This is a genomic window from Pseudomonas lundensis, assembly GCF_015377145.2.
GTDB lineage: Bacteria > Pseudomonadota > Gammaproteobacteria > Pseudomonadales > Pseudomonadaceae > Aquipseudomonas > Aquipseudomonas lundensis.
The window spans coordinates 110,889-127,844 of the sequence record NZ_CP062158.2 but is presented as its reverse complement, the minus strand read 5'-3'; the positions used below and the strand labels follow the sequence as shown (position 1 = coordinate 127,844).

Here is a 16,956-nt window from a genome sequence, read left to right as displayed (position 1 = left end):
TGAAACGGAAACAGACCCTCCTGATCTATAGCGCAAGTGACTCCTGTAAAGCGCAACTCGTTCCCGAGTGAAGCCTCAGAAGGCTGGGAAAATTGGCCGGACACCGGTTTTTTGTATTCACGATCGCAGTCGCGTCACGGCTCGACCTGCGCCTTGAACGTAAACACGCCCCCCGTTGCACCTGAAACCTTTAACCCAGCGACGAGCGGTAAGGGCCCACAGGGCATAGGCTTTAGCGCGGATTGTCGCTAGAATGCCGCCTTTATCAATCAATGCAAATCACACTGCATGTTGTTGCTCAATAGTCTTTCTGGTATAAAGCAGCGCTCTTTTCTAGGGGCCCGGTTCCTTCGTTTGTAGGCGTAACCGGTAAGACCCTTAAAGAAACGCGGCGCCTAGCGCCAAATGACTGAGAGATTAAGCGGCCAACCCATGCCGGGTTGGGCATGTGGTTTTAGAGGGCTGAGGCATGTCGAGAGTCTGTCAAGTTACCGGTAAGGGTCCGGTGACTGGGAATAACATTTCCCACGCAAATAACAAAACCCGTCGTCGTTTCCTGCCGAACCTGCAGCATCACCGCTTTTGGGTCGAGTCCGAGAAGCGTTTTGTGCGTCTGCGCGTATCTGCCAAAGGCATGCGTATCATCGACAAGCGCGGCATTGATGTCGTACTTGCTGAAATCCGCCGCGATGGCAAGATCTAAGGGAGCTAATCATGCGTGAATTGATCCGTTTGGTGTCGAGCGCTGGTACAGGCCATTTCTACACCACTGATAAGAACAAGCGCACCACTCCGGACAAAATCGAAATCAAAAAATTCGATCCGCGGGTTCGCAAGCACGTGATCTACAAAGAAGCCAAAATCAAGTAATTGATTTTTCTTCTTTACAAAGAAGGCCCGTATCTCACGATACGGGCCTTTTTTGTGGCTCATGCCAAAGCAAACCTCAGCATGAGTGGTGACAGGTAGCGTCAGCCCTTGAGGTTGAAAACCTCAACCTGAAAACGGTAACCCCTGCCCCACCTCAAGCACTTTGAGGGTAAACGAACCCGCTTCTCCCGCCCCGCTTTCACTCAGCAAAGGGTAACCCTCATCGTCCACTACTTTAACCTGACGCCCGTAAGGGCTGGTCAACTGCACATGCTCAACAACTTGCCCCATGTTTAAAGCCTCAGTACCGAGGTTATCAAGTTGGAACAACAATTTGTTTAAATACTCCCCGCCGTCAATATAGTCGGGATGAACGTCATACAAACCTAAAAACCCGTTTTTACTGATATCAACATGATGCCCATTAAAACGGTGATTTCTGGCATCAGGCTGTTCAAGGTGGCGAGTAAAGGCGGCGATACGATACAAGTGCCGACCATCCTCAAATACATAACAACCAAACCAAAAACTTAACTGCACCAAGTAACGATCCCAGACCATTCCATTACTTAAGCGCTTTGTATAGTTATCTTTGCCAGCAAACAACCAACCGTCGTTATTTTTAAACACGGTCTGATTATTCATGGTGGCAGCAACTTTATGCAGTACCTGGTCTTTACCCTTCCAGTAAACATCTGCACAAAAGCAATTTTCCGCCTTCAGTGTGCTTTTCATACGTCACCCTTAACCGCACCGATAACCTTGAATAATGTTGTTTTTGTTGACGATGACGCGTAGCCGATCTGCGTTGTACTCCTTCGTGTAGCCCTCGCCGGGCCTCTCAACCCGAACGACCGTCGCGCCGGAGCGCTGACGCATGCTTTCTACAAACTCCGGAGTTGCAGCGTGCAGGATATAGGTCAGGGCGAAGTCCAGGCTGCATTTTCCCGGCTCCCTTTCTGAAGCCGATACCTGGACGCTTCCTGCACCCAAAACGACCAAGCACGCAATGGCTGCTTTTTTCATATTGAATAACGTGTTCATTTCACTTCCTTGTAAAATTCAACAAAAATATTAATCCTGATAAACGTTGACTCACACCCATTACCCGCAGCGGTAATAACTCACTTTATTATCCGCACCCACGCCGATTCTCAGACGATTCTCATTGAACTCCGTTGTATAGGCGACGCCCTTGCGCTCGACGCGAATGTCTTTCGCTTCATAGACCTTGCGCAACATTTCGAAGTTTTCCGGCGTGGCATCAAGGGGCACGACAGAATTGTAGGCAATATCAGTCCTGCACTTGCCACCCTCCGCAGCCATGGCCGGCGCAGACATAAAGACCGCGGTAATAATGGCCGCTAAAGCCGTGTTTTTCGTTACCGTTAACGCGTTCATAGTAGTTCCTTATTGAGATAAGTTAGGGGGCGAATTCAGCCCACGTGCCGGTTTATATAATCAACCGCTGCACACTTAAAAGTCTGGATGTATTTTCCAATAGGGCGGGCGTCGAGCTGTAACTGAATTCGTCCTGTCTCCCCATTCAACCGGACACAAAAAAGCCCTGCCATTATCGATGGCAAGGCTTTGGGCAACGCTCTAACTCGTCACTCTCAGCGTTTTTGCTCAAACACGACGTAAATTTTCCGACACGCCTCAAGCACTTCCCACGTGCCCTCAAACCCCGCCGGTATGACAAACCGGTCGCCTGCTCTCAGGGTTTTGGCATTACCTTCCCCGTCACGTAAAACTGAAACGCCCTGCAAGATTTCACAATATTCGTGTTCGGTGTATTTAACCGTCCACTGACCCACCGCCCCTTCCCACACACCCGCGTTCATTTGCCCGCAGGGGCTGTCGTAATGGTTGTGGATAACTTGCTCCGGGTCACCTTTGAGCACCTTCTCCGGTGCCGGGCGAAAGCGTTCAGCCTCGGTATTGGCGGTGTTGAAATCGACGATCGTTTCGATGCTCATGGTGCTTGTCCCCCCGAAATTGCGGTGTGTGTGGCCAGAAAGGCCAAAGTCTATGTTTATTAAAACGAACAAGCCACGCCGTTTACGACACGCGTGTCAAATATATTGAAAGTCTCACAGCCACTGGTTTAGGGTGGCGCATGTCTTGTGCCGATCACATCAATGGATTGGACAGCATTCCTGAGGTGCCGCGTGAAACCGTGGTGCATGTATATCAATAAGAGGAGGACACTCGAATGACCACCCTGACGCGTGCTGATTGGGAACAACGGGCCCAACAGCTGAAAATCGAAGGTCGCGCCTACATCAACGGTGAATACACCGCCGCGGTCTCCAATGAAACGTTCGAGTGCCTCAGCCCGGTCGATGGCCGCTTGCTGGGCAAGGTTGCCAGCTGCGATGCCGCAGATGCACAACGCGCCGTTGAAAACGCGCGCAAAACCTTCGACTCGGGCGTGTGGTCACGCATGGCACCGGCCAAGCGCAAAGCCACCATGATCCGTTTCGCGGGCCTGCTCAAGCAAAACGCTGAAGAACTGGCCCTGCTTGAAACCCTCGATATGGGCAAGCCGATCAGTGACTCCTTGGGCATCGACGTCCCCGGCGCCGCTAACGCGCTGAGCTGGAGCGGCGAAGCCATCGACAAGATTTACGACGAAGTGGCCGCGACTCCGCACAATCAACTGGGCCTGGTGACACGCGAACCAGTCGGTGTGGTTGCCGCCATTGTGCCGTGGAACTTCCCCCTGATGATGGCCTGCTGGAAGCTCGGTCCTGCGCTGTCCACCGGTAACTCCGTCATCCTGAAGCCGTCCGAAAAATCGCCACTGACAGCCATCCGCATCGCCGCACTGGCCGTCGAAGCGGGCATTCCGGCTGGCGTGTTCAACGTTTTGCCGGGTTACGGCCACACCGTCGGCAAGGCGCTGGCGTTGCACATGGACGTCGACACCCTGGTGTTTACGGGCTCCACCAAAATCGCCAAGCAACTGATGGTGTATGCCGGCGAATCCAACATGAAGCGCGTCTGGCTCGAAGCGGGCGGTAAAAGCCCGAACATCGTCTTTGCCGACGCACCTGACCTGCAAGCGGCCGCCGAATCGGCTGCCAGCGCCATTGCCTTCAACCAGGGCGAAGTCTGCACGGCGGGCTCGCGCCTGTTGGTCGAGCGCTCGATCAAAGACACATTCCTGCCGCTGGTGATCGAAGCCCTCAAAGGCTGGAAGCCGGGCAACCCGCTGGATCCGGCCACCACCGTCGGCGCACTGGTTGATACACAGCAAATGAACACCGTGCTGTCGTACATCAAATCGGGCCATACCGAAGGCGCCAAACTGGTCGCCGGGGGTAACCAGATCCTGCAAGAGACCGGCGGGACCTACGTCGAGCCGACCATCTTCGACGGTGTCAGCAACGCGATGAAAATCGCCCAGGAAGAAATCTTCGGCCCGGTGCTGTCGGTTATTACCTTCGACACGGCGCAAGAGGCGGTGCAGATCGCCAACGACACGCCTTACGGTCTGGCAGCAGCGGTGTGGACCGCCGATATTTCCAAGGCTCACCTGACCGCCAAGGCACTGCGCGCCGGTAGCGTCTGGGTTAACCAATACGATGGCGGCGACATGACCGCACCTTTTGGTGGCTTCAAACAGTCAGGCAACGGTCGCGATAAATCGCTGCACGCGTTCGACAAATACACCGAACTGAAATCCACCTGGATCAAGCTGTAACACACCCGACCTTACCGTCGCACCACCCCTGTGGGAGCGAGCGAGTCTCGCGATGACCCTGCCCAACGGCAGACCCATCGCAGACCTGCCCGCTCCCACAGTTGCTTGAACACACAGAAACCCCGTGATCCACAGGAGCACCCCCATGCGTTGGGCGACTTATTTTGCGGTGCTGGCTTCGGTCCTGAGCGTCGGGCTCGCGCTCGGCGTCAGCATGCCGCTGGTGTCGCTGCGCCTCGAAAGCTGGGGCTACGGCGGATTTGCCATCGGTGTGATGGCAGCCATGCCCGCCATTGGGGTACTGGTCGGCGCCAGCATTGCCAGCAAGCTCGCGGCACGCTTCGGCACGCCAGGGTTGATGCGCTTGTGCCTGTGGTGCGGCGCGCTGTCCATCGGGTTGTTGGCCTTGTTGCCCAGTTATCCCGTATGGCTGGTGTTGAGGCTGTTGATCGGGGTGGTGCTCACCGTGATCTTTATCCTCGGCGAGAGCTGGATCAACCAGTTAGTGACCGAGCAATGGCGAGGCCGCCTCGTGGCCTTGTACGGCTGCGCGTATGCCTTGAGCCAACTGTCCGGGCCTTTGCTTCTGGGGGTGGTGGGGTCTGAAAACGATTACGGCTTCTGGATCGGCGTCGCGTTGCTGACACTCTCGCCGTTGCTGCTGATGGGCCGCGATGGCGCCCCCGTGACGCAATCCTGCAGCGTGACCTTCAGCGATCTACTCGGTTTTTGTCGCGGCTTGCCGGCCATCGCGTGGGCTGTCGCGCTGTTTGCAGCCTTTGAGGCGATGATTCTGACGCTGTTGCCGGTGTATTGCCTGCGCCAAGGCTTCACCACCGACATCGCGCTGGCGATGGTCAGTACCGTGGTGGTCGGAGATGCCTTGCTGCAACTGCCCATTGGTGCGCTGGCCGACAAACTGTCGCGCCGCTCCTTGTTCACGGCATGCGCCGCCGTGCTGATGCTGTCCAGCCTCGCCGTGCCGCTCCTGATCGATACGCTGTTGATCTGGCCGGTGTGGGTGATGTTCGGCGCCAGTGCCGGGGGGTTGTTCACGTTGTCGCTGATCCTGATCGGCGAGCGTTACCGCGACGATGCGCTGGTGCGCGCCAATGCCCACGTGGCCCAGCTGTGGGGCATCGGCTGCCTGATTGGCCCGCTGGCGGCAGGGGCGGGCAGCCAATGGGTCAGTGGCCATGCGCTGCCTTTGTTCATGGCGGCCGGGGCGTTCGGGCTGGTGATTCTGGTGTTGCGTCAGGGCGCGTTTGGCGCCGAACAGTCGGCCGCCTAGAGCATCTTCTCCAGGCCGACACGCTTGCTGAACCACGCATTAAGCTGGCGCCACCAATTGCCCGGCTCACGCTTCAGGGTGTGCAATTGCCCGTTGTCTTCGGTCTGCCAGACGATGTTTCCGTCCTCCAGCACCGGCTGATAACTCAAGGCGGGCGACATCCCCTGCAACGCCAACTTACGGGCCTGTGCCGCCAATTCAGGGCTGTCGACCAACACACCCACTTCGGTATTCCACAGCCCGGAACGGGGGTCGAAGTTGAATGAGCCAATAAAGGATTTTTGCTGATCGAAAATCATCGCCTTGCTGTGCAGGCTCGAATCGGAACTCAGGCTGGTCTTGAACAGATGCGGGCCGCTGCCGCCTGTACTGCCCGGCTGGCGACGTAACTCGTACAGTTTGACCCCATGCTCCAGCAGCGCTTTGCGATACGGCGCATAGCCGCCATGCACCGCGGGGACGTCAGTGGCTTCCAGCGAGTTGGTCAATAAACGTACATCGACCCCGGCGTCGGAGCGGCCGGTCAGGTACACCAGCCCGGTCTCGCCCGGCACAAAGTAGGCAGAAATCAAAATCAGCTCTTGCCCCACGCCCGCCAGATCCGGCGCCAACTGTGTTGTCAGCAACAAATGCGGGTCGGGCTCACCCTTGGCCAACACCTTGCTCGGCGCATCCCACAAGGCCTGGTTCCAGGCCCAGATCAACTCTTTGCGCCAGACCGCCAGCTGCGGGTTGGTTTCATACGACGCCAACTGCTCATAGAGCGCCGGGTTGCGCCGTTGCGCCTGGCTGAGTGACGCCTCCAGCTCTTTTCGGGCCTTGGACAGCTCGCGCCGGGACAGGCGCGACGAGACAAAATCCCCGATGGGCTGGCTTAACGCGCTGTTCCAGTACTGATCGAAACTGTGCCCGAGCTGTTCAGCGACCGGCCCGACGCTCAACAAATCAATGTCGGTGAAGTTCAGGTCGGGCTGGGCGTCGAAGTACTCATCGCCCAGATTGCGCCCGCCCACAATGGCCACGCTGTTATCGGCCAACCACAGCTTGTTGTGCATGCGCCGGTGCTGACGCGACAGGTTGAACAGCCGCCCCATGGCTCGCGTCACGCCGGTGCTGCGTCCAAGCTGCAAGGGATTGAACAGCCGGATTTGCACATTGGGGTGCGCCGCGAGCGTCGCCAGCAGTTCGTCGAGCCCGTCGCTGGCCGTGTCATCTAGCAGAATCCGCACCCGCACGCCGCGATCGGCCGCCTTCAACAACTCATCGACCAGCATCCGCGTACTCAAACCGTCATGCACGATGTAGTACTGCAAGTCGAGGCTGGTGTGCGCGTTGCGAATCAACTCGGCCCGCGCGCGAAAGGCTTCGCCGCTGTTGGGAAGCAGGCGAAACCCCGAACGCCCCTGATAGGGCGCTGCCTGTTGTTCAATGGAACGCCCGAAGGAGGATTTCGCCGCCGGGATGGCCTGACTCGGCCCGCGGGGCACGTCCAACGTGGCGCAGCCTCCCAGCAAGACGCTCAGCAAAACTGCGCACAGTGATTTCAACGGCAAGACCTCAATCCAATCATCGCAAGGTTAAAAGGGGTGTTCTGACAACAACTGGCTGACTGCCATGCCGACCTTGCGTACAGCGTCTTCGATCTGGGACGTAGGCTTGGCTGCGTAGTTCATTCGTAAACAGTTCCGGTACTTGCCCGAAGCCGAAAAGATGCTGCCCACTGCGATCTGAACGCCTTGCTCCAACAACACGCGATTAAGCCGCAAGGTGTCGAATGCCTCTGGCAGTTCGAGCCACAACATAAAGCTGCCTTGCGGCCGACTGGCACGAGTGCCCGGCGGAAAATAACGGCTCACCCAACCCAGCATCAGGTCGCGATTACGCTGGTATTGCGCGCGCATCTTGCGCAAATGTGGCTCGAAATGTCCATTTTTCAAGAAGTCGGCAATCGCCAGTTGCGGCTGCGGCGCCGTGGACCCGGTGCTGATGTATTTCATGTGCAGCACCCGTTCCAGATAGCGGCCGGGCGCGACCCAACCAATGCGCAAGCCCGGTGCCAACGTCTTTGAAAAAGAGCTGCAAAGCAGGACGCGTCCTTCGTCATCGAAGGATTTAATCGTGCGCGGGCGAGGGTAGGTGTAGGCCAGTTCGCCGTAAACATCGTCCTCAATGATCGCCACATCGAAGCGCTGTGCCAATGCCACCAAAGCCCGCTTGCGGGGCTCGGGCATGATGTACCCCAAGGGGTTATTGCAACTGGGGGTAACCTGAATGGCCTTGATGGGCCACTGTTCCAGCGCCAGCTCAAGCGCCTCCAGGCTGATACCGGTCAACGGGTCGGTGGGAATCTCCAGCGCTTTCATGCCCAACCCCTTGAGGGTCTGCATGGCGCCATGAAAGCTCGGAGAATCCACGGCCACAATATCCCCCGGCTCGCACACGGCGCGAATACTGCACGACAGCGCCTCATGACAGCCCGTGGTGATCACCAGTTCGTCAGGCCCTAACTGGCAGCCAGAGTCGAGCAGCAAACGCGCCAATTGCTCACGCAAGCTCAGCACGCCATACACCGTGTCGTAATACAGACCGGGCAAGTCCTGATGGCGACTCAGTTGCGCCAGGCTACGCAGCAACGGCTTGATGGTCGGCGTGGTGACGTCAGGCATGCCGCGGCCCAGCTGAATCACGTCCTTGCGCGGCACCGAGCGGACCAGCTCCAGGACTTGCTCCCACTGGGAAATTTCCACCGGCCTTTGGGCGGGCTTGCCCATCCCCGGCAACGCAGGCAGCTCACGCTCCATCGGTACGAAATACCCGGATTTGGGCCGCGGCGAGGCCAGTCCGTTGTCTTCCAGCAACCTGTATGCCTGCTGCACGGTACTCAAGCTGACCCCATGCTCGGCGCTCAGCGCACGCACTGACGGCAGACGGTCGCCCGGTCGATAAAAGCCCTGCTCGATCCGCGTACCAATCAGGTCAGCGAGGTTGACGTAAAGGGTCATGACAGCACTCCCGGCAAGGGTTCGAACGTTAAAAACCAGTACAGATGCTGCCCATTTAAGGAATTCAACGGCACAAAGCCGCATCTGTATGCACGCAAAAACAGTTCGGTGAATCTGTCATGGTTTCGCGATCAGGGCCATCCTTTTGACTCGTAGCCACCGAGGCAAAAGGAACCTGAAGATGAATGGTTTGAGCGATGTACGTCTGACACTGCACGGCCCGCAACTGCTAGAGGAGCGGGAGGTTTATCAACGGCCCAGCTCCCCGGCCGGTCTCAGTCGCTGGGGCCTGTTCTGGCACCGCTCACGCACCCGTCGCGTATTGCTGTCGATGGACGATCAGCAATTGCGCGACATAGGGCTGAGCCGCACCATGGCGCAACACGAAGGTTGCAAGCCGTTCTGGCGCTCGTAACGCCTGGGCTCAACGCAGCTCTTTGAGACGGTGCCACAGCATCCCGAGTGCGAGCAGGGGAGAACGCAAGTATTTGCCACCCGGGAAGGTGATGTGCGGCACCTTGGCGAACAGGTCGAAGCCATCGCTGTGTTGTCCGCTGATGGCTTCGGCCAGCAGCTTGCCCGCCAAATGCGTGGCGTTCACGCCATGCCCGGAATACGCCTGAGCAAAGTACACGTTCGGCTGATCAGGCAAGCGGCCGATCTGCGGCAAACGGTTCGCGCCAATCCCAATCATGCCGCCCCACTGGTAATCGATGCGGACGTCTTTCAGATGCGGGAACACCTCCAGCATTTTCGGGCGCATGTAGGCCGCGATGTCCTGTGGGTCGCGTCCTGAATAGTGGCAGGCACCGCCGAACAGCAGGCGTCGGTCGGCGGAAAGACGGTAGTAGTCCAATGCCACACGCTGATCGCAGACCGCCATGTTCTGCGGCAACAACGCGTGGGCCTGCGCTTCGCTCAGCGGCTCGGTGGCAATGATGTAACTGCCTGCGGGCAGCACCTTGCCGCTCAATTGTGGGTTGAGGTCTTTCAGGTAAGCGTTGCAGCCCAACACCAGGCTCTTGGCACGCACGGTCCCCCGGGCTGTGTGGACCCGCACTTCGGGGCCGTAATCAATGCGCGTCACCGCTGAATGCTCAAACAGCTGTACACCTGATTGCACGGCGGCGGCCGCTTCACCCAAAGCCAGATTGAGCGGGTGCAGGTGGCCAGACCCCATGTCAATCAACCCGCCCACATATCGGTCAGACCCGACCACGCTGCGCACTTCATGGGCTTGCAGCAGACGGGTTTCATGGCGATAACCCAGCGCGCGCAACGCTTCAGCCTCTTCGGCAAAACCTTCAAGGTCGCGCGGCTTATTGGCGAGGTCGCAGTACCCCCAGGTCAGGTCGCAAGCGATATTGAACCGCTCCACGCGCTGGCGAACGATTTCCACCGCCTCAAGCCCCATCAGCTTCATCTGGCGCACGCCGTCTTTGCCGATGATGCCTTCAAACTGCTCAAGGCCATGGCCTACGCCGCGAATGAGCTGCCCGCCGTTGCGCCCACTGGCGCCCCAGCCGATCTTGTGCGCTTCGAGCACGATCACGCTCATGCCGCGCTCAGCCAGCTCCAGCGCCGTGTTCAGCCCCGAAAAGCCCCCGCCCACCACGCACACATCCGCCACAAACTCACCTTGCAGCACCGGATGGTCGGGCTGCGGCAAGCTGCTGGCGGCGTAATAAGAAGCGGTGTGCTGGCTGCGCTGAACAGGGGCGTTCATGTGCGGGATCCTGATTATTTGTGTTTGGAAAATTTGACGGAGCATAAGCCGTGCCCTTCCCGTGGGGCAAGAACAGCTGGACGGCGCTGTCTAGGGCAGGGGTTTTCAGGCAGACTCTGTGGCCTTTTCAACATCGGTACGCGCTGAATGAGCTGTAACAGTCACAAAATCCGCTTTCTCAGGCAGCAAATCCCGTCGTTCGAATGCGTACCGGGTTGCCACGACTGCTGCGGGCCCGTGACCACCTCGTCCGAAGAAATGGCGCGTCTGCCGCGCAAAACAGCGGCCGAACAGGCGGCGGCCATGGACGAGCTCAATTGCGTACACCTGGGGCCGAACGGTTGCACGGTGTATGAAGAGCGCCCGTTGATCTGCCGCCTGTTCGGCACCACCCCGACATTGCCGTGCCCCAATGGCCGACGCCCTGTGGAGATGATTCATCCGAGCGCCGAAAAGCTGGTGCACGAATACATCGCCACCACCCGGCAAGTGCTGGTCTGAACGCTCGCGGCAGCCCCCTCAGGTTCAATCCGGGATCGGCAGGTTCAGGCTTTCTTTGACTTCTTCCATCACGATGTAACTTTTGGATTCGCGCACGTGGGGCAGTTTCAACAGAATGTCCCCCAGCAACTTGCGATAAGACGCCATCTCGCTGATGCGCGCTTTCACCAGATAGTCAAAATCCCCTGACACCAGATGGCACTCCAGCACATGGGGAAGTTTCAGCACGGCACGTCGGAACTCATCAAAGGTGTCGCCTGACTTGTAGTCGAGGCTGATCTCAACGAACACCAGCAAACTGCCCTGCAAATGCTGCGGGTTGAGCCGGGCGTTGTAACCCATGATGATCCCTTCGCGCTCCAGCCTGCGCACCCGCTCGGTACACGGCGTGGTCGACAGCCCGACCTTCTCCCCCAGTTCAGTAAACGAGATGCGGCCGTCGGCCTGCAAAATGCGCAAAATATTGCGATCGATCTTGTCCAGTTCACGCTTTGTTTGGTGATTTGTGCGCATAGGAGAATCTCCTTTGTCAAAAGCGTTTAAGCCGAGAATTGTCGCCAAATATAGCCATTTATACAGTGAATTCCACTAGCCAATGGTTCATATACTGCGCCCATCTTCGCTTTGAACAATAAACGTCTGCGGCTGGCCGCGATGAGGGATATAAATATGCGAGTTATGGTATTGGGTGGCGGCGTCATTGGTACTGCCAGCGCCTATTATCTGGCCCGAGCCGGCTTTGAAGTGGTCGTGGTCGACCGTCAGCCCGCCGTTGCAATGGAAACCAGCTTTGCCAACGCAGGCCAGGTTTCACCCGGCTATGCCTCACCATGGGCTGCACCGGGCGTGCCGCTCAAAGCCATGAAATGGCTGCTCGAACGCCACGCGCCTTTGGCCATCAAGGCCACCGCCAATATCGATCAATACCTGTGGATGGCGCAGATGCTGCGCAACTGCACCGCCAGCCGTTATGCCGTGAACAAAGAGCGCATGGTGCGTCTGTCTGAGTACAGCCGCGACTGCCTGGATGAACTGCGCGCCGAAACCGGCATTGCCTACGAGGCTCGCAACCTGGGTACGACTCAACTGTTCCGCACCCAGGCGCAGCTCGATGGCGCCGCCAAAGACATCGCCGTCCTCAAAGAATCAGGCGTTCCTTACGAACTGCTCGATCGCGACGGCATTGCCCGCGTCGAACCTGCACTGGCCAGCGTCACTGACATTCTGGCCGGAGCTTTGCGCTTGCCGAATGACCAGACGGGCGACTGTCAGATGTTCACCACCCGCCTGGCAGAAATGGCGAAGAACCTGGGCGTGGAATTCCGCTTCGGCCAGGACATTCAGCGTCTGGACTACGCGGGCGACCGCATCAACGGCGTGATGATCGACGGCAAGCTCGAAACGGCCGACCGTTACGTGCTGGCGCTGGGCAGCTACTCGCCACAACTGCTCAAGCCGCTGGGCATCAAGGCCCCGGTTTACCCGCTCAAGGGTTACTCGTTGACCATTCCGATCACCCACCCGGACATGGCCCCGACCTCGACGATTCTCGACGAGACCTACAAGGTCGCGATCACCCGTTTCGACAACCGTATTCGCGTCGGCGGCATGGCCGAGATTGCCGGTTTTGACCTCTCGCTTAATCCGCGTCGGCGCGAAACCCTGGAGATGATCGTCAACGACCTTTATCCTCGCGGCGGTGACTTGAGCCAGGCCAGTTTCTGGACCGGCTTGCGTCCCACCACGCCAGACGGCACGCCGATTGTCGGTGCGACCCCGTTCAAGAACCTGTTCCTGAACACCGGCCACGGCACACTCGGCTGGACCATGGCGTGCGGCTCCGGTCGTTACCTGGCTGATGTGATGGCCAAGAAAACGCCACAAATCAGCACCGAAGGCCTCGACATTTCGCGTTACGGCAACCACCAGGAGACTGCTAAACATGGCAATCCAGCGCCAGCTCACCAATGACCGCATGAGCCAGATCGTCGTCCACAACGGGACGGTGTACCTGTCCGGTCAAGTCGGCGATGACATGAATGCGGGTGTCGAGCAGCAAACCCGTGAAACGCTGGTTAACATCGAGCGCCTGCTGGATTTGGCTGGCACCGACAAGCATCACATCCTGTCGGTGACCATCTACCTCAAGGACATCGATGCTGATTTTGCCGGCATGAACCGTGTGTGGGACCAATGGCTGCCCAAAGGTGTGCAACCGGCCCGTGCCACCGTTGAAGCCAAGCTGTGCGAACCCGAAATTCTGGTTGAGCTGTCAGTGATTGCAGCTCTGCCTTAACTGTTCTGCTCCTTGTAACAGTCCCTCTTGCGGCGCAGCTCGCAGTTAACGCTGCGGGTAGCGCCGTTTTTTTATTCATTAGCCGTTAGAAGCCCGCCATGCGCCCAGCCCGTGCCCTGATCGACCTTCAAGCCCTGCGTCATAACTACCAATTGGCCCGCGAAGTGACGGGGGCCAAAGCCCTCGCCGTGATCAAGGCCGATGCCTACGGCCATGGCGCCGTACGCTGCGCCCAGGCGCTGGAGGGCGAGGCGGATGGTTTCGCTGTCGCCTGCATTGAAGAAGCCCTGGAGCTGCGCGAGGCGGGCATCCGTGCCCCGATCCTGCTGCTGGAGGGTTTTTTCACCGCCCAGGATGAACTGCCGCTGATCGTCGAGCACGACCTGTGGTGCGTGGTGCACTCGCTGTGGCAACTCGATGACATCCTCGCCAGCACGCTCGCCAGACCGATTCACGTCTGGCTCAAGCTCGACACCGGCATGCACCGCGTCGGGCTGCATCCGGCGGACTTTCAGGCGGCTTACCAACGCCTGCTCGCCAGCCCCAACGTTGCGAAGGTGGTGTTGATGAGCCACTTTTCCCGAGCAGACGAACTGGGATGCGGCCGCAGCGAAGAACAGGTGGCGGTGTTCGAAGCAGCCCGCGCTCAATTGAACGCTGAAGTGAGCCTGCGCAATTCGCCCGCGGTGCTTGGCTGGCCGAGTGTGCCCAGCGACTGGGTACGCCCTGGCCTGATGCTGTATGGAAGCACCCCGTTCGAAGAAGCCCATGCGCTGGCTGAACGTTTGCAGCCGGTGATGACACTGGAGTCCAAGGTCATTTGCGTGCGTGAATTGCCTGCCGGCGAACCGGTGGGCTATGGCGCCCGCTTCATCACCGACCGCCCCATGCGCATTGGCGTTGTGGCCATGGGCTACGCCGACGGTTATCCACGCCACGCCCCCACGGGCACGCCGGTTTGGGTGGGCGGGCAACGCAGCCAATTGCTGGGGCGCGTGTCGATGGACATGCTGTGCATCGACCTGACGGATGTGCCAGAGGCGGGTCTGGGGTCTACCGTTGAATTGTGGGGTAAACACATCCTTGCCAGTGAAGTGGCAGCACATGCTGAAACCATTCCTTACCAGATTTTTTGCAACCTCAAACGCGTGCCACGCCTCTATTCCGGGAGCTGATGGCAGACCGTCCAAATAAGGAGCCAAACGGTTGCGCAGGTTTGAAGTCGAAGTGTTGTAAATACTGAACGCTATCGCCATGATGGCGCCCATTCGACCTAAATCTGAACCCCAGGAGGCTCCCGCATTGGACGTCGGTGAACGACTGCAATCCATCCGCAAACTGAAAGGGCTATCTCAGCGTGAACTCGCCAAACGGGCGGGCGTCACCAATAGCACCATTTCAATGATCGAAAAGAACAGTGTCAGCCCTTCGATCAGTTCGTTGAGAAAAGTGCTGAGCGGCATCCCGATGTCGATGGTCGAGTTCTTTTCCGAAGAAATCCTTCAAGAAACACCGACTCAGATTGTCTATAAAGCCAATGAGCTGATCGACATTTCCGACGGTGCCGTGACCATGAAACTGGTCGGTCGCGCGCACCCCAGCCGGGCCATTGCCTTCCTGAACGAAATTTACCCACCGGGCGCCGACACCGGCGACGAAATGCTGACCCACGACGGTGAAGAAACCGGCATTTTGCTCGAAGGTCGTCTTGAATTGACCGTAGGTCTTGAGACGTTCGTGCTGGAGGCGGGTGACAGCTACTATTTCGAGAGTTCGAAGCCGCATCGTTTTCGTAATCCGTTCGACGTCGCAGCGCGACTAATCAGCGCAGCGACCCCGGCGAACTTCTAATAAAAGAGGCGCCCTGCAGGCCCTGCAGAGGCGGCCCACGTTGCATTTCGCCACTTATAAGACCCCTTCTACTTTAGGGTTGTTTCAGAGTGGCGGGCTAACCGTTATACTTTCGCCCGCCCGCGAAACCGTGGTTGTGGGCGTGACTAGCCACCATTGAGGGTGAACGCGTGAACCTAATTATGAAAATGCTGGCCGTACCAGCAGCAGTAGTGGCCCTTTGGGCAGTCAACGCTCAAGCAACGACGAACGATGACATCGCAAAACGTCTTGAGCCTGTGGGTAAAGTGTGTATTGAAGGCCAAGAATGCAAAGGAATGGAAGTTGCAGCCTCGGTCGGCGGCGGCGGTATGTCGGCAGACGACATCATCGCCAAGCATTGCAACGCGTGCCATGGCACAGGCCTGTTGGGCGCACCGAAAATCGGTGACACCGCCGCCTGGAAAGAACGCGCAGATCACCAGGGCGGCCTTGACGGCATCCTGGCCAAGGCCATCACCGGGATCAACGCCATGCCGCCCAAAGGCACGTGCACAAGTTGCTCCGATGAAGACCTCAAAGGCGCCATCGAGAAGATGTCCGGTTTGAAATAAACCGATCTCCTGCAAAAAAGCCGCTGATGGGCGGCTTTTTTGTGCCTGCCGTTTCACCCCCGCCCACGGCCCTTACGCCGCAAGGCCGAAAGACCAAGTTACAAACCGCTCAGAAAACTCAGAATTCTCCTACGTGTCCCGTACCGGCATGTCGCTAGCATCACCACACACCCATCCAGCGACTCATGCCTGTGTACGAAACGTGTGTGGCCTCATCTCATTCCCCTTGCCCCTGTCGCGCCTGCACCCGGCAGCGCAAGGCCGTCCCGGCGTTCAATGCACCTGCAAGCCCGCCAGGGATGGCACGTGGCAGCGTGTTCGCCAAGTCGTGTGCGCTGCCAGACGGGCTGATGGACTTCAGCAATTACAACGAGTTCGTCCCCGTGGAGGCACTGACCCAGTACGGCGAATTTGCCGTGCTGGGCACCGACACCCGCATTGCCGGTGACCATACGGATTTGCACTGGATTGGCGGCTCTCTCAGCGCCAGGCTGTTCGCCGCCCGCCTGCAGGGCAGCCTGGCCGTGAAGGCCCCACCGCGAAGTCGGGTCGTCGTCACCGTGCTGATGCCCAGCACCAATTCGGGCGACAGCGCGTTCTACCGTCACGAGCAATATGGCCAACTCACGGAAGGCAACACGCGTGTGAGGTTGACCGTCAAACATCTGCACGACGGCGCCATCAGCGCCTACGGTTTTTATACCGGCACCAAAAGAGAATGGCAGCGAGTCCCCGTCATCGCCGCACACGCGCACGCTGAACAACGGGTCGCCCGCGTGGGCAACGGCCTTGAAATAAGCTGGAAACCCGCACCCGACCCGTCGGCCATCGCCCCCCTTGCGCCCCTCGAAGGGGCATCCCTCAAACCGGCCGCCTGGGTGTTCCCGCCCTCCGATCAGGCCGACACGATGCTGGTCAACCCCGTCTACCCGCCTGACTATCAAGACGCCATTGTGTGGTTTCCCGGCCTTGCCCACCGAGCGCCTGTGTATGTTTCGATCAACGTGCGCTTGCCGGAAACCGGCGAAATCCACAGCGTGGGTTAAACACGCTGTTCCTGTTCCGGGCAGGCCGGTCGGGGTTAGTCTTGGTCAGTGCAACCAACACCCGTCACTCT

Annotated in this window: 20 protein-coding genes; 12 read left to right on the top strand and 8 right to left on the bottom strand. The window is 58.4% G+C overall.

Annotated elements, in window-relative coordinates; translation table 11 throughout:
* Positions 1–469: 469 nt before the first annotated feature.
* Together rpmB and rpmG are read left to right on the top strand one after the other, a co-directional pair.
* Positions 470–703 (top strand): 50S ribosomal protein L28, encoded by a 234-nt coding sequence (rpmB, locus tag IF654_RS00805; protein ID WP_018927492.1) that lies wholly within the window; start codon positions 470–472, stop codon positions 701–703.
* Between the two features lie 11 nt (positions 704–714).
* Positions 715–870 (top strand): 50S ribosomal protein L33, encoded by a 156-nt coding sequence (gene rpmG, locus IF654_RS00800; protein WP_003437824.1) that lies wholly within the window; start codon positions 715–717, stop codon positions 868–870.
* Positions 871–993: 123 nt separating this feature from the next.
* Here the strand turns inward: rpmG and IF654_RS00795 are convergent, their stop codons facing one another.
* The 4 genes from IF654_RS00795 to IF654_RS00780 all read right to left on the bottom strand — a co-directional run bounded on the left by IF654_RS00795 (position 994) and on the right by IF654_RS00780 (position 2,849).
* Positions 994–1,605, bottom strand: coding sequence for a hypothetical protein (locus IF654_RS00795; RefSeq protein WP_047278774.1), 612 nt, complete (start codon positions 1,603–1,605; stop codon positions 994–996).
* Between the two features lie 9 nt (positions 1,606–1,614).
* The gene (locus tag IF654_RS00790) at positions 1,615–1,914 is read right to left on the bottom strand and encodes an I78 family peptidase inhibitor (RefSeq protein ID WP_047278775.1); all 300 of its coding nucleotides are present in this window, start codon (positions 1,912–1,914) and stop codon (positions 1,615–1,617) included.
* A 60-nt stretch (positions 1,915–1,974) separates the two neighbouring features.
* A complete protein-coding gene (locus IF654_RS00785) occupies positions 1,975–2,271 on the bottom strand; it encodes a hypothetical protein (RefSeq protein WP_047278776.1) in 297 nt (98 codons plus the stop codon).
* Between the two features lie 215 nt (positions 2,272–2,486).
* Positions 2,487–2,849: a cupin domain-containing protein gene (locus tag IF654_RS00780; RefSeq protein WP_047278777.1), complete on the bottom strand. Its 363-nt coding sequence runs from the start codon at positions 2,847–2,849 to the stop codon at positions 2,487–2,489.
* A 236-nt stretch (positions 2,850–3,085) separates the two neighbouring features.
* Here IF654_RS00780 and IF654_RS00775 point away from each other — a divergent pair, with 236 nt between their 5' ends.
* Both IF654_RS00775 and IF654_RS00770 read left to right on the top strand, forming a co-directional pair.
* Positions 3,086–4,579: an aldehyde dehydrogenase gene (locus IF654_RS00775; protein ID WP_047279577.1), complete on the top strand. Its 1,494-nt coding sequence runs from the start codon at positions 3,086–3,088 to the stop codon at positions 4,577–4,579.
* Positions 4,580–4,724: 145 nt separating this feature from the next.
* Complete coding sequence (locus tag IF654_RS00770) at positions 4,725–5,870, top strand: MFS transporter (RefSeq protein WP_047279578.1); 1,146 nt, start codon at positions 4,725–4,727, stop codon at positions 5,868–5,870.
* On the opposite strand, the gene IF654_RS00765 is transcribed toward IF654_RS00770, so the two are convergent.
* Both IF654_RS00765 and IF654_RS00760 read right to left on the bottom strand, forming a co-directional pair.
* Positions 5,867–7,423, bottom strand: a complete 1,557-nt coding sequence (locus IF654_RS00765; protein WP_047278783.1) for a phospholipase D family protein — start codon at positions 7,421–7,423, stop codon at positions 5,867–5,869. The two genes, IF654_RS00770 and IF654_RS00765, sit on opposite strands and share 4 nt — an antisense overlap.
* 24 nt (positions 7,424–7,447) lie before the next feature.
* Positions 7,448–8,872, bottom strand: a complete 1,425-nt coding sequence (locus IF654_RS00760; RefSeq protein WP_047278785.1) for an aminotransferase-like domain-containing protein — start codon at positions 8,870–8,872, stop codon at positions 7,448–7,450.
* A 181-nt stretch (positions 8,873–9,053) separates the two neighbouring features.
* Between IF654_RS00760 and IF654_RS00755 the strand changes: the two genes are divergently transcribed.
* Positions 9,054–9,287, top strand: a complete 234-nt coding sequence (locus tag IF654_RS00755; protein ID WP_047278787.1) for a DUF1127 domain-containing protein — start codon at positions 9,054–9,056, stop codon at positions 9,285–9,287.
* Between the two features lie 9 nt (positions 9,288–9,296).
* Here IF654_RS00755 and IF654_RS00750 read toward each other — a convergent pair whose 3' ends face one another.
* Positions 9,297–10,598 (bottom strand): NAD(P)/FAD-dependent oxidoreductase, encoded by a 1,302-nt coding sequence (locus IF654_RS00750; RefSeq protein WP_094987324.1) that lies wholly within the window; start codon positions 10,596–10,598, stop codon positions 9,297–9,299.
* Positions 10,599–10,745: 147 nt separating this feature from the next.
* On the opposite strand from IF654_RS00750, the gene IF654_RS00745 reads away from it, so the two are divergent.
* Entirely contained in the window at positions 10,746–11,099 is a 354-nt protein-coding gene (locus IF654_RS00745) for a YkgJ family cysteine cluster protein (RefSeq protein ID WP_047278792.1), read from the top strand.
* Between the two features lie 24 nt (positions 11,100–11,123).
* On the opposite strand, the gene IF654_RS00740 is transcribed toward IF654_RS00745, so the two are convergent.
* Positions 11,124–11,612 carry an Lrp/AsnC ligand binding domain-containing protein gene (locus tag IF654_RS00740; protein ID WP_047278794.1) on the bottom strand — a complete coding sequence of 163 codons (489 nt, stop codon included), beginning with the start codon at positions 11,610–11,612 and terminating at the stop codon, positions 11,124–11,126.
* 156 nt (positions 11,613–11,768) lie between these two features.
* Between IF654_RS00740 and dadA the strand changes: the two genes are divergently transcribed.
* The 6 genes from dadA to IF654_RS00710 all read left to right on the top strand — a co-directional run bounded on the left by dadA (position 11,769) and on the right by IF654_RS00710 (position 16,885).
* A complete protein-coding gene (gene dadA, locus IF654_RS00735; protein ID WP_047278796.1) occupies positions 11,769–13,070 on the top strand; it encodes a D-amino acid dehydrogenase in 1,302 nt (433 codons plus the stop codon).
* Positions 13,042–13,395 carry a RidA family protein gene (locus IF654_RS00730; RefSeq protein WP_047278798.1) on the top strand — a complete coding sequence of 118 codons (354 nt, stop codon included), beginning with the start codon at positions 13,042–13,044 and terminating at the stop codon, positions 13,393–13,395. Before dadA ends, IF654_RS00730 begins: the two co-directional genes overlap by 29 nt.
* A 98-nt stretch (positions 13,396–13,493) precedes the next feature.
* Positions 13,494–14,570: an alanine racemase gene (gene alr / locus IF654_RS00725; RefSeq protein ID WP_047279581.1), complete on the top strand. Its 1,077-nt coding sequence runs from the start codon at positions 13,494–13,496 to the stop codon at positions 14,568–14,570.
* Positions 14,571–14,697: 127 nt separating this feature from the next.
* A complete protein-coding gene (locus IF654_RS00720; RefSeq protein WP_047278802.1) occupies positions 14,698–15,246 on the top strand; it encodes a cupin domain-containing protein in 549 nt (182 codons plus the stop codon).
* Between the two features lie 182 nt (positions 15,247–15,428).
* The gene (locus IF654_RS00715; RefSeq protein WP_047278804.1) at positions 15,429–15,839 is read left to right on the top strand and encodes a c-type cytochrome; all 411 of its coding nucleotides are present in this window, start codon (positions 15,429–15,431) and stop codon (positions 15,837–15,839) included.
* Positions 15,840–16,138: 299 nt separating this feature from the next.
* Complete coding sequence (locus IF654_RS00710) at positions 16,139–16,885, top strand: S-type pyocin domain-containing protein (protein ID WP_052959445.1); 747 nt, start codon at positions 16,139–16,141, stop codon at positions 16,883–16,885.
* Positions 16,886–16,956 lie beyond the last annotated feature (71 nt).

What these genes read in the sequence shown, in the direction of transcription:
- IF654_RS00775 (WP_047279577.1), top strand. Translation starts at nt 3,086, where the DNA reads ATGACCACCCTGACGCGTGCTGATTGGGAACAACGGGCCCAACAGCTG.
- IF654_RS00740 (WP_047278794.1), bottom strand. Translation starts at nt 11,612, where the DNA reads ATGCGCACAAATCACCAAACAAAGCGTGAACTGGACAAGATCGATCGC.
- IF654_RS00715 (WP_047278804.1), top strand. Translation starts at nt 15,429, where the DNA reads ATGAAAATGCTGGCCGTACCAGCAGCAGTAGTGGCCCTTTGGGCAGTC.
- IF654_RS00755 (WP_047278787.1), top strand. Translation starts at nt 9,054, where the DNA reads ATGAATGGTTTGAGCGATGTACGTCTGACACTGCACGGCCCGCAACTG.
- IF654_RS00780 (WP_047278777.1), bottom strand. Translation starts at nt 2,849, where the DNA reads ATGAGCATCGAAACGATCGTCGATTTCAACACCGCCAATACCGAGGCT.
- IF654_RS00790 (WP_047278775.1), bottom strand. Translation starts at nt 1,914, where the DNA reads ATGAACACGTTATTCAATATGAAAAAAGCAGCCATTGCGTGCTTGGTC.
- IF654_RS00760 (WP_047278785.1), bottom strand. Translation starts at nt 8,872, where the DNA reads ATGACCCTTTACGTCAACCTCGCTGACCTGATTGGTACGCGGATCGAG.
- rpmB (WP_018927492.1), top strand. Translation starts at nt 470, where the DNA reads ATGTCGAGAGTCTGTCAAGTTACCGGTAAGGGTCCGGTGACTGGGAAT.
- IF654_RS00730 (WP_047278798.1), top strand. Translation starts at nt 13,042, where the DNA reads ATGGCAATCCAGCGCCAGCTCACCAATGACCGCATGAGCCAGATCGTC.
- IF654_RS00785 (WP_047278776.1), bottom strand. Translation starts at nt 2,271, where the DNA reads ATGAACGCGTTAACGGTAACGAAAAACACGGCTTTAGCGGCCATTATT.
- IF654_RS00710 (WP_052959445.1), top strand. Translation starts at nt 16,139, where the DNA reads ATGGCACGTGGCAGCGTGTTCGCCAAGTCGTGTGCGCTGCCAGACGGG.
- rpmG (WP_003437824.1), top strand. Translation starts at nt 715, where the DNA reads ATGCGTGAATTGATCCGTTTGGTGTCGAGCGCTGGTACAGGCCATTTC.
- dadA (WP_047278796.1), top strand. Translation starts at nt 11,769, where the DNA reads ATGCGAGTTATGGTATTGGGTGGCGGCGTCATTGGTACTGCCAGCGCC.
- IF654_RS00745 (WP_047278792.1), top strand. Translation starts at nt 10,746, where the DNA reads ATGAGCTGTAACAGTCACAAAATCCGCTTTCTCAGGCAGCAAATCCCG.
- IF654_RS00770 (WP_047279578.1), top strand. Translation starts at nt 4,725, where the DNA reads ATGCGTTGGGCGACTTATTTTGCGGTGCTGGCTTCGGTCCTGAGCGTC.
- alr (WP_047279581.1), top strand. Translation starts at nt 13,494, where the DNA reads ATGCGCCCAGCCCGTGCCCTGATCGACCTTCAAGCCCTGCGTCATAAC.
- IF654_RS00795 (WP_047278774.1), bottom strand. Translation starts at nt 1,605, where the DNA reads ATGAAAAGCACACTGAAGGCGGAAAATTGCTTTTGTGCAGATGTTTAC.
- IF654_RS00750 (WP_094987324.1), bottom strand. Translation starts at nt 10,598, where the DNA reads ATGAACGCCCCTGTTCAGCGCAGCCAGCACACCGCTTCTTATTACGCC.